Annotated in this window: 17 protein-coding genes; 9 read left to right on the plus strand and 8 right to left on the minus strand. The window is 67.5% G+C overall.

Features of this window, described 5'->3' with window-relative positions; all coding sequences use genetic code 11:
- Positions 1–21: 21 nt before the first annotated feature.
- Genes D5084_RS17960 through D5084_RS17975 form a run of 4 tightly spaced genes read right to left on the minus strand, consistent with a single transcriptional unit; the run spans position 22 to position 4,247 of the window.
- Positions 22–1,218: a beta-ketoacyl-[acyl-carrier-protein] synthase family protein gene (locus D5084_RS17960; protein ID WP_128516873.1), complete on the minus strand. Its 1,197-nt coding sequence runs from the start codon at positions 1,216–1,218 to the stop codon at positions 22–24.
- Positions 1,215–1,484, minus strand: coding sequence for an acyl carrier protein (locus D5084_RS17965; protein WP_321183378.1), 270 nt, complete (start codon positions 1,482–1,484; stop codon positions 1,215–1,217). Before D5084_RS17965 ends, D5084_RS17960 begins: the two co-directional genes overlap by 4 nt.
- Entirely contained in the window at positions 1,481–2,593 is a 1,113-nt protein-coding gene (locus D5084_RS17970; protein ID WP_128516874.1) for a UDP-3-O-(3-hydroxymyristoyl)glucosamine N-acyltransferase, read from the minus strand. Before D5084_RS17970 ends, D5084_RS17965 begins: the two co-directional genes overlap by 4 nt.
- Before the next feature lie 28 nt (positions 2,594–2,621).
- Positions 2,622–4,247, minus strand: coding sequence for a L,D-transpeptidase family protein (locus tag D5084_RS17975; protein ID WP_128516875.1), 1,626 nt, complete (start codon positions 4,245–4,247; stop codon positions 2,622–2,624).
- A 334-nt stretch (positions 4,248–4,581) separates the two neighbouring features.
- Here D5084_RS17975 and mepK point away from each other — a divergent pair, with 334 nt between their 5' ends.
- On the plus strand, positions 4,582–5,151 hold the full coding sequence (mepK, locus tag D5084_RS17980) for a peptidoglycan L,D-endopeptidase MepK (protein WP_128516876.1): 570 nt from the start codon (positions 4,582–4,584) through the stop codon (positions 5,149–5,151).
- Positions 5,152–5,296: 145 nt separating this feature from the next.
- Here the strand turns inward: mepK and D5084_RS17985 are convergent, their stop codons facing one another.
- Together D5084_RS17985 and D5084_RS17990 are read right to left on the minus strand one after the other, a co-directional pair.
- On the minus strand, positions 5,297–6,025 hold the full coding sequence (locus tag D5084_RS17985) for an RlmE family RNA methyltransferase (RefSeq protein ID WP_128516877.1): 729 nt from the start codon (positions 6,023–6,025) through the stop codon (positions 5,297–5,299).
- Complete coding sequence (locus D5084_RS17990) at positions 6,022–7,176, minus strand: Ppx/GppA phosphatase family protein (RefSeq protein WP_128516878.1); 1,155 nt, start codon at positions 7,174–7,176, stop codon at positions 6,022–6,024. The genes D5084_RS17985 and D5084_RS17990 overlap by 4 nt, the downstream gene beginning before the upstream one ends.
- A gap of 191 nt (positions 7,177–7,367) precedes the next feature.
- On the opposite strand from D5084_RS17990, the gene D5084_RS17995 reads away from it, so the two are divergent.
- From D5084_RS17995 to D5084_RS18015, 5 genes are all read left to right on the plus strand, one after another.
- On the plus strand, positions 7,368–8,057 hold the full coding sequence (locus D5084_RS17995) for an outer membrane protein (protein WP_162302468.1): 690 nt from the start codon (positions 7,368–7,370) through the stop codon (positions 8,055–8,057).
- A 225-nt stretch (positions 8,058–8,282) separates the two neighbouring features.
- A complete protein-coding gene (locus tag D5084_RS18000) occupies positions 8,283–8,585 on the plus strand; it encodes a virulence factor (protein WP_128516880.1) in 303 nt (100 codons plus the stop codon).
- A 47-nt stretch (positions 8,586–8,632) separates the two neighbouring features.
- The gene (locus D5084_RS18005) at positions 8,633–9,547 is read left to right on the plus strand and encodes a methylenetetrahydrofolate reductase (protein ID WP_128516881.1); all 915 of its coding nucleotides are present in this window, start codon (positions 8,633–8,635) and stop codon (positions 9,545–9,547) included.
- A 15-nt stretch (positions 9,548–9,562) separates the two neighbouring features.
- On the plus strand, positions 9,563–10,543 hold the full coding sequence (locus tag D5084_RS18010) for a methyltetrahydrofolate cobalamin methyltransferase (protein ID WP_128516882.1): 981 nt from the start codon (positions 9,563–9,565) through the stop codon (positions 10,541–10,543).
- Between the two features lie 217 nt (positions 10,544–10,760).
- Entirely contained in the window at positions 10,761–11,285 is a 525-nt protein-coding gene (locus tag D5084_RS18015) for an eCIS core domain-containing protein (RefSeq protein WP_128516883.1), read from the plus strand.
- 88 nt (positions 11,286–11,373) lie between these two features.
- Here D5084_RS18015 and D5084_RS18925 read toward each other — a convergent pair whose 3' ends face one another.
- A complete protein-coding gene (locus D5084_RS18925; protein WP_128516884.1) occupies positions 11,374–12,096 on the minus strand; it encodes a GNAT family N-acyltransferase in 723 nt (240 codons plus the stop codon).
- Positions 12,097–12,148: 52 nt separating this feature from the next.
- Between D5084_RS18925 and msrB the strand changes: the two genes are divergently transcribed.
- A complete protein-coding gene (gene msrB / locus D5084_RS18025) occupies positions 12,149–12,541 on the plus strand; it encodes a peptide-methionine (R)-S-oxide reductase MsrB (protein ID WP_128516885.1) in 393 nt (130 codons plus the stop codon).
- Positions 12,542–12,559: 18 nt separating this feature from the next.
- Here the strand turns inward: msrB and D5084_RS18030 are convergent, their stop codons facing one another.
- The gene (locus tag D5084_RS18030) at positions 12,560–13,048 is read right to left on the minus strand and encodes an outer membrane protein assembly factor BamE (RefSeq protein ID WP_238382703.1); all 489 of its coding nucleotides are present in this window, start codon (positions 13,046–13,048) and stop codon (positions 12,560–12,562) included.
- Positions 13,049–13,235: 187 nt separating this feature from the next.
- Between D5084_RS18030 and D5084_RS18035 the strand changes: the two genes are divergently transcribed.
- Together D5084_RS18035 and rpmF are read left to right on the plus strand one after the other, a co-directional pair.
- Entirely contained in the window at positions 13,236–13,808 is a 573-nt protein-coding gene (locus D5084_RS18035; RefSeq protein WP_128516886.1) for a YceD family protein, read from the plus strand.
- A gap of 187 nt (positions 13,809–13,995) precedes the next feature.
- On the plus strand, positions 13,996–14,202 hold the full coding sequence (gene rpmF / locus D5084_RS18040) for a 50S ribosomal protein L32 (RefSeq protein WP_128516887.1): 207 nt from the start codon (positions 13,996–13,998) through the stop codon (positions 14,200–14,202).
- Positions 14,203–14,220 lie beyond the last annotated feature (18 nt).

Below are 14,220 nucleotides of genomic sequence, written 5' to 3' on the forward strand. Positions count from 1 at the left end.
CCTTCGGGTCGGCCTTTTGCGTCAGACGCGGCGGAAGGCCAGCACCGCGTTCAGCCCGCCGAAGGCAAAGGCGTTCGACAGGACGGCCTCGACCCGCGCCGGGCGGGCGGTGTCGGGCACGATGTCCAGCGGGCACTCCGGGTCTGCCGCCTGAAAGCCCAGCGTCGGCGGCAAGAGCCCCCGCGTCAGCGCCATCAGACAGGCCATCGCCTCCAGCGCCCCCGTCGCCCCGATCGCATGGCCATGCATCGACTTGGTGGACGAAACCGGCGGCGGCGCTTGGCCGAACACCGAAAGGATAGCCGCGCTTTCCGCCCGGTCATTGGCCAGCGTGCCGGTGCCATGCGCGTTGACATAGCCCACGTCCGCCGGGGACAGGCCCGCATCCTCCAGCGCCAGCCGCATCGCCCGCACCGCCCCCTCGACGCCGGGTGCCACGATGTCGCCCGCATCGGCCGTCATCCCGACGCCCGCCACCTCGGCCAGAACCCGCGCCCCCCGCGCGCGGGCATGGTCCTCGGCTTCGAAGACCAGAACCCCCGCCCCGTCGCCGATCACCATCCCCTTGCGGCCCAGAGAGAACGGGCGGCACGCATCGGGCGCCAGCACCCTCAGCCCCTCCCAGGCCTTCACGCCGCCAAAGCACAGCATCGCCTCGGCCCCGCCGGTCAGCATCACATCCGCCGCCCCCGTGCGGATCTGCTGGAACGCCAGGGCCATCGCGTGGTTCGCGCTGGCACAGGCCGAGGACACCGCAAGGACCGGCCCCATCAGCCCATGCCGGATCGACAGATGCGAGGCGGGCGCGTTGTGCATCAGCCGCGGAATGACCAGCGGCGAGACCCGGTTCCGAGCCTCGGCAAAGACCGCGCGATAGCTGTCCTCCCAGGTCTGGATGCCGCCCGCCGCCGTGCCCAGGATCACGCCGCCGCGCGCGCCGATCCCGTCCGGCAGGCCCGCCATCGCCACCGCTTCGGCCCCGGCGACCAGCGCGTATTGCGTGGCCCGGTCCAGAAGCGGCAGGTCCTTCGCGGCAAAGCGGTCCTCTGCGCGCCAGTCGCGGACCTCGGCCCCGATGCGAATCGTCAGCCGGTCCGCATCGCGAAAGCCCAGGGGCCCGATCCCGCAGCGCCCCTCGGCAAAGGCGGCAAAGGTGCCCGGCGCATCCTGTGCCAAAGCATTCACCGTGCCGATCCCGGTGACGACGACCCGCCTCATCCCGCCTTCCGGGCGATCAGCTCCTCGACCCCGCGCACGATACTGGCGACCGAGGTGAAATCGAACTCCGGCCGGTCGGGTTCATTGGCGTTGAAGGGCACCGCGATGTCAAAGCGTTCCTCCAGCGCGAAGATCGCCTCGGCCTTGCCCAGCGAGTCCAGCCCCAGCGCCTCGACATCGGCATCCGGGGCGATCTCGGAGGGCGACAGCAAGAGCTGCCGGGCCAGGATGTCGATCACCGCTGCCTCGATCTGGGCCCGCATCATGCGCTCTCCGGCGCGCCCTTGTCCGCGTCGCCCTTGTCCGCGTCGCCCTTTTCCAGCGCGGCGACCCGGGCCGCAAGGCGCGGCAACCGGCGCAGCGCCTTCTGTATCTCGACATGGGTTTCCATCTTCACCGCCGGATAGCCCAAAAGCACCCGACCCGCCGGAGCGTTGGTGAAGACCTTGGTCGCGCCGCCGCAGATCACGTCATTGCCGACAAAGATGTTGTCGTTGACCCCGCATTGCCCGCCCATCACCACCCGGTCGCCGATCCGCGCCGACCCGGCGATGCCGACCTGCCCGCACAGAAGGCAGTCGCGCCCGACCTGCACGTTGTGGCCGATGTGAACAAGGTTATCCAGCTTGGTCCCCGACCCGATGCTGGTGTCGCGGATCGTGCCCCGGTCGATGCAGACATTCGCGCCGATTTCCACGTCATCCCCGATGGTTACGGCGCCCAGTGAATGGATCCGCGTCCAGCTTTGATCCCGGATTTCCGCGCGAGAGCCCAAAGTCTCGCGGATCTCTTCCACCCCCGACTTTTCGGGCGTGACGAACGAGAACCCGTCCGCCCCGATCACCGCGCCGGGCTGGCAGATGAAGCGATCGCCGATGGTCACCCGAGCCCCGATCCGCGCGCCTTGCAGGATCAGCGCATCGCAGCCGATCCGCGCGCCCTCCGCGATGGAGACATGGCTCGCGATCCGCGCGCCCGGACCGATCCGCGCTCCGGCCCCGATCACCACGAAAGGCCCGATGGCCGCGCCTTCGCCCAGGGTTGCTGTCGGGTCCACCAGCGCCATCGGATGCACCCCCGGCGCGATGGTCGGCCCCGGATCCATCAGCCGCGTCAGCCCCGCCATCGCCAGCCGCCCGCGTGGCGCGAAGATCGCGGCTTTCAGCCCCATGCCCCGCCAGTCGGCGCCCGGCCAGACCACCGCCGCCTGCGCCCGGCCCTTGGCGATCCCCTCGCCATAGCGCGGGTCCATCGCCAGCGCCAGCTGGTCGGGCCCCGCCGACGCAGGCTCGGCCGCGCCGCGGACGATCAGGTCAAGATCGCCCGCCGCCTCGGCGCCAAGCGCATGTGCGATGTCGCGGATCCTGTGGCTCATGACTCCCCCGGCTGCGTCGGCCCAAGGTCTAGCCCTGAACGCCCGCCAGTTCCACCCCGGCAGCCTGCAAGGCCTCCCACAGCGCTGCATCCCGCCCATAGACATCGCGGCGATAGCCGATCCGGCCCCGCTGGTCGGGATAGGCGGTGAAATAGACCAGATGCACCGGCAGGACCTGCTTCAGCTTGACCGTGGTTTCCTTGCCCGTCTTCAGCGCCGCCTCGAACTCTTCCTCGGCATTGTCGCTCTGCCAGGACAGAAGCTCGTGCGCCAGATCGAAGGGGTCGGCCACCCGGATGCAGCCATGGCTGTAGGCGCGCACTTCCTGGGCGAACAGCGATTTCGACGGCGTGTCGTGCAGGTAGATGTTGTAGGGATTGGGGAACATGAACTTCACCTTCCCCAGCGCATTGCCGTCCGAGGGCGGCTGGCGCAGCGCGAACGGGAAGTTCCGCGCGTTGTAGGCGGCAAAGTTGACCGATCCGCGCGACACCACGCGACCGCGCCCGTCCACCACCTGAAGATGCCCGACGGCATTCGGGTTCTTCTGCAACAGCGGCAGGTATTCCTTGACGATGATCGACCGCGGCACCCCCCACGAGGGGTTGATGACCATATGCTCCATCTGGTCCGAAAACTCGGGGCTGCGCTGGTCGGGGACGTTCTTGCCGATGACGACGCGGGTCTCGAAGATGGTCTTGCCGCCGTCGATGATCTTCGCCTTGAAGTCCGGCAGGTTGACCCAGACATGCTTGACCGAGCGGTCGATATGCATCCACCGCTCGCGCTCCATCGCGACGATCACCGATTTCAGCCGCGCTTCGGGGCCGATGTTGATCTCGTCCAGCGTCGAGGCATTGGCGACGCCGTCCGCCGTCAGCCCGTGGTTCAGCTGGAACCCGGCGACCGCCGCCTGCATCCCCCGGTCATAGCTTGCGACCGAGGTCGGGGCGAGATATCCCATCCGCACCAGCCGGTCGCGCAGCGCGACCACCGCAGGCCCGGTATCCCCTGGCCCCAGCGCCTGTGCCGCGACCGGCTCACCCCAGCCGCCCGCCGCGATCTGCGCCTCAAGCCCGAACTTCGCCTTCATCAGTTGCAGATAGACGGTCGACTTCGGCTCCAGCCATTTCAGCACCGCCTCGGGGTTGCCATTGGCGATCCGGGTCAGCAGGACCTTGGGGTCGATCCGGTCGATCTCGCGGACGATGCCGGCGTCCACCGTCTTCGGGTCCAGCGCCCCCGAGGTGAGGTCACGCGCCCAGGCCAGATAGGCCCGGGTCATCTCGACCTCGACCCGGCCACGGTCGCCCTCGGTCTCGGCCGCCCGCAACTGGGCGATCAGGGCGGCCGCGTCATAGCGCGCCACTGGCAGGCCATGGTAGGCCGCCCTGGCGATCGCCGTCAGAAAGGCCGCCCGCCGTGCCGCATCGTCCGCCCCGGTCCACAGCGTGTCGTATCCGGTTTCGCGGTACCAGGCGGCCACCACCTCGTCGGATTCCGCAGTTGCCGCCAGCGACCGGGTGAAGGCGGCAGCCTGCTCCGGGGCAGCGGTCTGGGCCGAGACGGCGCAGGAAAGGGTCTGGACAATGACCAGCGACAAGGGCGCGAACCACGATCGCCCCGCCAGCCCGCGCACGCCAAGGAACGACATTCTACCCCCGATCTCAATACCTTGAACCCGTCTGACCATCTTTTCCCCGAACTGCAATCCTTGTCCATTCACAAAGCCGCCGAGATGCATTTTGGCCGCAAGATTGTGTCGCAACCGGCAACAGACATTGCCCGCGACGGTGCATATCCATCACACCGGGCGGATTTTGCACCCGTTAAGCAGAAATTTGCCGATTCAGGTTGTGCTGCGGCCCGGATGGACAATCGGCACTTGGGCTTCGATTCGACTTGTGCAATAACGGCGCTGCACTTGGGGAAAATGGTACGAGAGCTGCGCTACGGCAGTCGAAGACAGCACGGGGACAGACGTTAGAATGACGGACAACAGGCTTACAGGCGTCTCGCGGCGCGGACTTCTTGGTGTGTTTGCTGCCACGGCAGTCGTCGCAGCCCCCACCCTCTCGAACGCGTTCGGCCTGCTGCGGGGCGCGGGCGACATCCGCAGGATCCGCATGTATTCGGGCCGCACGGGGGAATCGATCGACACGATCTACTGGATCGAGGGTGAATACATCCCGGAAGTTGCCAAGGAAATCAATCACTTCATGCGCGACTGGCGCTCGGATGAGCCGCATGAGATGGATCTGCGCACCATCGACATCATGGCCGCCGCGCATCGCCTGATGGATGTGTCAGAGCCCTACATGCTGCTCTCCGGCTACCGCTGCCCCAAGACCAACGCGATGCTGCGGTCGCGGTCGAAGGGTGTGGCGAAGAACTCGCTGCACATGAAGGGCCAGGCGGCCGACCTGCGTCTGCAATCGCGTTCGGTCGGGCAGATGGCCAAGGCGGCTGCGGCCTGCTCGGCGGGCGGGGTGGGCAAATACTCGCGGTCGAATTTCGTCCACATGGATTGTGGCCCGGTCCGCAGCTGGGGCGGCTGATCCGGCCCGATAGTGGAAAACAGGCGCCTTCGGGCGCCTTTTTCGTTTGCATTTGTTCGTTTGCATTTGACCGAACCCGCGCGTCGATGACCTTCCGCCGCTCCTCGCTCGCGACGACAAGCCGAAGGCTAATCAGCAGCCGCGCCTAGGCCTCTCCGCCGGCGATCTCGCGGCCCCGGTAGCCCATCGCCACCACGAACTTCTCCGAACTGTCGGCCCGGCTGGCCGGGGGCTTCACATTCGCCACCTTGCGGAAATTGCGCTTCAGCATCGCCTGCATCTCGTTCTCGGCCCCGCCCGCCAGCACCTTCGCGACGAAGGTCCCGCCGTCCTCCAGCACGTCGAAGGCAAAGGCCAGCGCGGCCTCGACCAGAGCCACGATGCGCAGATGGTCGGTCGCCTTGTGCCCGCTGGCCGCTGCCGCCATGTCCGACATCACCACATCGGCGCGGCCGCCCAGCCAGCCCTTCACCTTCGCGTCCGCGTCATCGGCCAGGAAATCCAGCTGGTGGATCTCGGCCCCTGCAATCGGCTCCACCTCCTGCAGATCGACCCCCAGCACCCTGCCCTGCGGCTTCTTCGGGTTCTGGCCCAGGGCGTTCACCCGCGCCACCGCCACCTGGCACCAGCCACCGGGCGCGCAGCCCAGGTCCACCACCCGCGCGCCGGGCTTCAGAAACCCGTATTTGTCGTCCAGCTCCAGAATCTTGTAGGCCGCCCGACCCCGGTAGCCTTCCTTCTTCGCGCGGATCACATAGGGATCGTTCAGCTGCCGCTCCAGCCACAGGGTCGAGGACAGCTTGCGTCCCTTCGCGGTCTTGACCCGCACCCGCAGCTCGCGCTGGCCGCGCCCGGAATTTGGCTTCTCGCTCATGTGTATGGTCCGTCTTCCAGCACACCGTCCGCGCTCATCTGCGCATAGAGAAGCCCTTCCCTAAGCCCCCGATCGGCCACCGACAAGCGGTCCGTCGGCCAGATCCGCATCAGCGCCTGCAGGATCGCCGCCCCGGACATGATGAGCGCCTGACGGTCGCGCCCGATCCGCGGGTCGGTGCGCCGCCCCTCGGGCCCCAGCGCCAGATATTCGCGGATCACCAGGTCGATCTGGTCGCTGGTCATCTGCAACCCGTCCACCTTGGTCCGGTCATAGCGTTTCAGGTTCAGGAAGGACGCCGCCACCGTTGTCACCGTGCCGGAGGTACCGATGATCTGGAACCCCTGCCGCGGGTTGTTCGCGTTGTAGGGGCTGAAATTCGCCAGGTTCTCCTCGAAGAACCAGCTCATCAGCGCGAACCGCGCCGCGTCGTCATCGACATCGCCGAACTGGTCCTTCAGCGTCGCCACCCCCAGCGGCACGGAAATCCAGTCCACCACCCGCGCGACCGCGCCTTCACCTTGGGCGTTGAACCCCATGTGCAGCCGCATGATCGCCCTTGGCCGGTCGGGGGGCGGCACCGCGCTCAGGTCGATCCAGACCAGCTCGGTCGAGCCGCCACCGATGTCCACCACCAGAAGCTGCTCGGTCGAGGGGCTGACCAGAGGCGCGCAGGAGATGACGGCCAGTCGCGCCTCTTCCTCGGGAGGGATGATCTCCAGCGCCAGCCCGGTTTCGCGCCGGACCTGACGGATGAAGTCCCTGGCGTTGCGCGCGCGCCGACAGGCCTCGGTCGCAACCAGCCGCATCCGCCGCACGCCGTGCTTTTCGATCTTCTTCTCGCAGATCCGCAGCGCCTGAATCGTCCGGCCCATCGAGGCCCGCGACAACCGACCCGAGGCCTCCAGCCCCACGCCAAGCTGCACCGATTTCGAGAAACTGTCGACAATCGAAAACTGACTGCCCGACGGCTGGGCAATCAGCATCCGACAACTGTTCGTGCCAAGGTCAAGCGCCGCGTACAACGGCGCAGACCCCGGATCGGATAGGGCTGACGGCTCCTCTGCGCGGGAAACAGGCCCCATACGGGTCTCGGGCGTCTCGACCGGCGCGTCAGTCGCGTCCGCCCTACGGGGACGCTCGGGCGTCATGACCGCCCTCCATCTGTGGTTGAGATTAAGGGTAATGTCGTTGTCGTCCCCGCGCAAGCGCACATCGCCACATCTCTGTTGCAATTCTGCCTGCAGCCCTGTCGCACCTCGAATCACCGGCCCCGTATCGGTTGACCGCGGGCAGATTTCCTCCCTACGCTGGCCGAAAAATGGAACGAGCCGAGGCAGTGATGGCATTCCGATCGGGCTCTCTGTCCGCTGGCCTGCTTGCAGTTGTCACCGGGGTTCCTGCCCTGTCGCAGGATGCCTCCGCGCCGGACGCATCTGCCGCACCCTTTGCCCGCGCTGACATCGCGGACTGGAGCGGACCCTATTTCGGTTTTGCGCTTGCCACTCCCCGGGGCGGGAACACCTGGCGGCAGGCCTCCGACGGCCTCGAACTGGTTCCCGGCGCGTGGAAGGGTTCGGCCATGGTCCTGTCGCTTGGCCATGCCTGGCAGACCGACCGGCTGACCTATGGGGCGCAGCTGTCCTATGCGTCCGGCCGATATGTCGCCGTTCCGACCGACGCCGCCTTCATCAACTGCTCGACCTGTTCGACAACGGCAACCGACCTGATCCGCCTGACCGGGCGTGTGGGCCTTGCCCTCGGCCAGACCCATGTCTTCGCCGATGCAGGCCTGGTGCGCGCCAACGTGACGGCGAGGAACCTCTTCGGTCTCATTGTCGTCGCGGACGAGACCATGTCCGGCTGGGTGACCGGCCTTGGCGTGGAACGACGCCTCGGCGAAAATCTCAGCCTGTCGGTGTCCTACGATCACCTCGACCTCGGCACACTGGACCTGCCGGCCTACCTGCCGACGGGTCAGACCGATGTGAAGATCGACCTGGTGCAGGTCGGCATGAACCTGCGCTGGTAGCAGGCTTTCCCCTCCGGCCCGCCCCTGCCTTCGGGATGAGCCGCGTTCATCCAGGTGATGAAAACTTCTCACTGGCGCGGGACTGGCAGGACCAGGGTTGCCCGGCTAAGGTCCCGCCGCGCGGTCGGGGTCGCATCCCGCATCCGCCATGTCGAAAACCGACACCGGTTGTCGGGGACTGACGTCTATCAACAGGTCAACGCAAGCGCAGGGAATCACGCGAACATGGCCGAAGTCACCATCGTCTACTGGCGCGACATCCCGGCGCAGGTCATCGTCGGCAAGGGCCGTCGCGGATCCAAGGTCCAGCTTTCCGAACGCTTCGAGCAGGCCATCGACCGCTGCGCAATGAAGGTGGGCGCACGCGACACCGACAGCTATCTCGCCGAATGGCGCAAGGCCGTCGTCTCCGAGATCGAGGGCGAGCCCGACACCATCGCCGCCGACTATGCCGCCAGGCTGGAAGCCGAATACGACACCGCCCGCCTCAAGACCCTGATCGACGCCGAAGGCTGGGCCAGGGCCTGACGCGCCCCATGTCCCCGCCCAGGCCTTCCACCCTGAAGGAGACCGTGATGGCCCTGTTCAATTTCCGCCGCAAGGAAGAGGCCGCGCCCGCGACCGGATCGCTCGAGGCCTTCCTCAAGGGCTACTCGATCGAGGTCATGCCCCGCACCGCCGAAAAGGTGGAAAACTTCCGCGACATCCTGCCCGCCGGCACCCGCGTCTACATCGCCCATATCGAGACGCCCATCGAGGACATGGTCGCCACCGCCGCCCGCATCAAGCGCGAAGGCTACGAGCCCATGCCCCACTTCCCCGCGCGCATCATCAAGGACAAGGCCACGCTGTTCGACTGGGTCGCCCGCTACAAGGATGTGGGCGTCAAACAGGGCCTGATCCTCGCGGGCAACCCCGCCGCGCAGGTCGGCGACTTCTCCTCCTCGATGGAACTCTTGGAAACCGGCGCCTTCACCGGCTTCGAACGGCTCCACGTCGCGGGCCACCCGGAGGGGAACCGCGACATCGACCCCGACGGCTCCGACCGCATGGTGATGGAGGCCGCCCGCTGGAAATCCGCCTTTGCCGAACGCACCGACGCCCGGATGGCGATGACCACCCAGTTCTGCTTCGAGGCCCAGCCGGTGATCGACTGGGTGAACCGCCTCCAGGCCGAAGGCATCAGGCTGCCCGTCCACATCGGCATCGCGGGTCCTGCGAAACTCCAGACCCTCATCAAGTTCGCCATCGCCTGCGGCGTCGGCCCCTCGCTCCGCGTGCTCCAGAAACGCGCGATGGACGTGACCAAGCTCCTCCTGCCCTACGAGCCGACCGAGGTGCTGGAAGCCCTCGCCGCCCACAAGGCCGCGAACCCCGGCTTCGGCATCGAGCAGGTCCACTTCTTCCCCCTCGGCGGCATCAAGACCAATGCCCAGTGGGTCACCGAACACGGCGGCGCTTCGGGCGTTCCCGCCTCTGCCTCCGCTTAATCCAAAGGCTCAAGAATGACCCGTACTGTCGTTGAATCCAAAACGAAAACCGTCGTCATCGGTTTCGATGAACCCTTCTGCGTGATCGGCGAACGCATCAACCCCACGGGGCGCAAGAAACTCGCCGCGGAACTCGAGGCCGGGAATTTCGAAACCGTCATCAAGGACGCGCTCGAACAGGTCGCCTGCGGGGCCACGGTGCTGGACGTGAACTCGGGCGCCGTCTTCACCAACAAGATGGCCGAAGACCCGCGCTATGCCGACAACAATTTCGTCGAGCCGCCCCTGATGAAGGCGCTGATCGAGATCATCCAGCAGACCGTCGATGTGCCGCTCTGCATCGACTCGTCGGTCCCCGGCGCGCTGGAAGCAGGCCTGCAAACCTGCGAAGGCCGCCCGCTCCTGAACTCCGTCACCGGGGAAGAGGAACGGATGGAGCTCGTCCTGCCGCTCGTCAAGAAATACAACGTCCCCGTCGTCGCCATCTCGAACGACGACACCGGCATCTCGCCCGACCCCGACGTGCGCTTTGCCGTGGCCAGGAAGATCGTCCAGCGCGCCGCCGATTTCGGCATCCCCGCGCATGACATCGTGGTCGATCCGCTGGTGATGCCGGTGGGCGCCATGGCCTCGGCCGGGCAGCAGGTCTTCACCCTCGTCCGCCGGTTGCGCGAGGAACTGGGCGTCAACACCACCTGCGGCGCCTCCAACATCTCGTTCGGCCTGCCGCATCGCCACGGCATCAACGGCGCCTTCCTGCCCATGGCGATCTGCGCCGGCATGACCAGCGCCATCATGAACCCCGTCCGCCAGCAGGAGATGGAGGCGATCCGCGCCGCCAACTTCCTGATGAACCACGATCCGAACGGCGGCGAATGGATCCGCTTCGCCAAGGTGCTGGAATCGGTGGAAGGCGGCATGACCTTCGCCGAGGCCTCCGCCGCCGCCTCCCAGGCCGCCGGGGGCCGGCGCGGCGGGCGCAGGGGCCGGGCGTAACCCGACAAGCGGGGACAGCCCTTTCATCTGTCCCCAAATATCCCCGCCGGAGGCACGCCCGAGCGGGTTTGCGTCCTTCACCCAAACCCGCGAGACAAAAGCCTTGCGCGGAACGCGCTCCTTCTGATAACCGCCCCGCCGCCGCACGCGCTCACCTTTCCGTCACCGCCCCCCTGCCCCGGTTGCGGCCCTGGCCGAACCTTGGCACCCTTCGCCCATGCGTGCCGCCCCGCTTTTCGCCCTTCTGCTCGCGGCCCTTTCCGCGACACCGCCGCTGGCGCAAGGCTTGTTCGACCCCACCGCCGCGCTGGAGACCGGCTACGAGATCGCCGCGACCGCCTTGGCCCGCGCGCTGGTCGCCTCGCGCGATGCCGCCTGGCAGCAGGGCACCCGACCGATGCCGCCGCACATCCGCCAGGCGCTCCTGGCCTGGTATCCGGCCGACCTCCTCGACGGCATCGAATACCGCGTCGGCGCGCCCGAGGACGGCAGCGTGCAGTCGCTCGCCATGCGCTACGGCGATGCCACCGCCGTCACCGCCATCGACACGATCATCTTCCGCAATGCGTCGGACGCGGAAAACAACCTCGCCCTCTGGGGCCACGAAGTGAAGCATGTCGAACAGTTCCGCCGCTGGGGCCTGATGGGCTTCGCACGGGCCTATGTCCGCGACCATCAGGCGGTGGAGGCCGAAGCCTATGCCATCGGCGACACGATCAAGGCCGTCCATGGCGGCGGCTGAGGGCTGCGTCAGGGGTTAACCAAACCTGAACGCCCACAGCCAACCCCTTGAAATTCCTTACCCCAGAACCTGCGCCGCGCGCGGCGCGCTACCCCGCCACCGCCCGCAAGCTCGCTGCCCGGGCCGCAGGCACCCGGTCCACCTCGACGCAGGTGAAGACATGCAGCGTGTCCAGCTCCCGGTCCACCACCGCGTGGTCGCTGACCCAGCCCCCCATCCCCAGATAGGTCCGCAACAGCGGCGGCAGCGCGGCCAGCGCGGCCCCTCTGTCCCCCAGCGGCCCGGCCAGATCAAGCCCGACCACCTCCGCCGCCTTCCGCCCCGGCCGGTGCTCCTCCGGCCCCACGAACTCGGCCGCCAGCAGCGCCAGCCCCGCACGGTGCGCCTCCCACCCGGCGCCCCGGAACGAGGTGCAGCCGACCAGAAGCCCCGCCTGCCCCTCGTCCACGATCCGCGTCATCGCCCCCCAGGCCAGCCGCAGGACGTCCGGGTGCACCCCCCCCGGCCTGACGCAGAATCGCCCGATCTCGGCGATGGGCCGCGCATAGCCCGACAGGGGCCCCACGTCGTAGAACCGCGCCGCATAGCCCTGCGCAAGGCCCGCCCCCCAGCCGAACAGCATCACCCGGAAACAGGCCAGCAGGCCCTCCGGCCCCTCGACCGCCACATGCGCCGACACTGCGTCCTGCGCGTCCTCCTCCTGCCCCGCGCGGCGGGGAAAGGCCGCGCGGCGAAAGGCCAGGACCCGGTCCATCCCGGCGCGGTCCTGCACCAGCCGCGCGATCAACTTGCCTTTACGGATCGGCTCCACGCTTTCCTCCGGGCCACCGGCAGCCTACATTCGCTGTCCAAAGGAGACCCGCATGGACAAGATCGTCAAGACCGACGCCGAATGGCAGGCCCAGCTTTCGGACCTCGCCTACAAGGTGACGCGCAAGCACGCCACCGAACGCGCCTTCACCCACGACGACTTCCCGAAAGTGCCCGGCACCTACCGCTGCGTCTGCTGCGGCGCCCCCCTGTTCGACCAGGCCACCAAATTCGACAGCGGCACCGGCTGGCCCAGCTTCTATGCCCCCCTCGACCCCGAGATGGTGGGCGAGCAAGAGGATCGCAGCTGGTTCATGCGCCGGACCGAGGTGCACTGCAACCGCTGCGACGCGCATCTGGGCCACGTCTTCCCCGACGGCCCCGCGCCCACGGGCCTGCGCTACTGCATCAACGGGGTCGCGCTGACCTTCGAGCCCAGGGACTGACCCCGCAGCGGCGGGCGATCAGCGTCCCAGGAGGTCGCCCGCCTGCAACCGCCCGAAGTTGCCCAGGATCTGCTGGATGACCGACAGGCTCTTGACATTCGGCTGGGTCACCCGCCGCGAGATTTCCACCACGCGGCCATCCTCCAGGCCATAGCGGGCGATGTTTTCCACCACGCCACCTTCCGTGAAGGTGATGGCCAGTACCTGGCGGTCGATCTCCTTCGGTTCGCGCGGGCCGACCAGCTTGTAGCGGCTTTGCACATAGAACCAGCCGTCGTCGTTCAGCAGCCCCGAAGTCGAGGGGCGGCCGATCTTCTGGCCGACGGTTTCGCGCGTGTCCTTGCCGACCTGAACCTGGGCCAGTTCCTCTTCCGAAGGGACATAGCCGTGATTGCGGTAAACGGCCGAGCAGGCGGCGATGGCGGCCAGAAGCACCAGCATCAGCCCCTGCCTGCGCGCATGGCGGCAGGCCGCAAGGACCGACCGCGCCAACCGGAAATCTGCCATGCCTGCCCTCATGCCCCGCTGAAACGCCGAATTCCGACGCGGGTTCTTCAAAACCCTTGGGCTTCGGGATAACAGACTATGAGCCCCTAGTTCAAGAATGGAACGCCGCACCCTGCGGCTCTGCCCAGAAAGCCGCCTCATCGGCCGCACCGCATCCGGTCCGGCCCCTGCCGCAAAGGCCCAAGACATGCCCGACGTCCCCCCTTCCCGTCCCAGCCAGTTCCGCACCGGCGCGCTCAGCCCGCGCAAGCCGACGCGCTTTGCCTACAGCGCCGACACCCGGGACCGCGCAGCACTTGCGTCGGACCTTGGTCTTCTGGCGCTGTATGCATTGGAGCTGAAGGGCGAGATTCGGCCCGCCAGCCGGGACGAACTGGTGCTGGAAGCGACGCTGGTTGCCCGCGCCGATCAGCCGTGCAGCGTCACGCTGGTGCCGGTCCCGGCCCGGATCAACGAACCCGTGCTGCGCCGCTATGTCGCCGGCCTGACCCTGCCCGAAGGGGAAGAGGTCGAGATGCCGGAAGACGACAGCCTCGAGCCCCTGCCCGAGGTGATCGACCTCGCCGAAATCGCCGCCGAGGCGCTGGCCCTTGCGCTCCCTCTCTATCCCCGCGCGCCGGGGGCAGAGTTCGGCCAGGCGACCCATGCCGGCGAGGGCGTGACCCCGCTTTCGGACGCCGACCTGAAGCCCTTTGCCGCCCTTCAGGGTCTGGCCGCAAAACTTGCGGCGAAGGGCGATCGGGGGCCGGACAAGGACTGAGCGGTGGCCTGCGCGACCCCGCGTTGCAGCTGCGAAAAGGGGCTTGCGCCGCCCCGAAATCCGAGTATGTTCCGCGCCTCATTCAAGCTGTGAAGCAGCATCCGTCAGCTATTGCCCGAAGGGCTGGTTACGGGGCCGATTCACTAAGGAAATCCGGGGCATGTCCCCACTGCCCGAAGGTTGAGACATGGCTGTCCCGCAGAACCGCACCACGAAATCCCGCCGCAACATGCGTCGTGCGCATGATGCCCTGGTTGCCGCCAACCCGAACGAATGCCCGAACTGTGGCGAGCTGAAGCGTCCGCACCACGTCTGCAGCGCTTGCGGCCACTACGATTCGCGCGAAGTCGTCTCGATGGCGCGGGAAGTGGACCTGGACGAAGACGCGGCGTAAGCCGCGCCTTTCGCGCCC

Origin of the sequence: Tabrizicola thermarum, assembly GCF_003574395.1 — a bacterium.
Classification (GTDB): Bacteria; Pseudomonadota; Alphaproteobacteria; order Rhodobacterales; family Rhodobacteraceae; genus Tabrizicola; species Tabrizicola thermarum.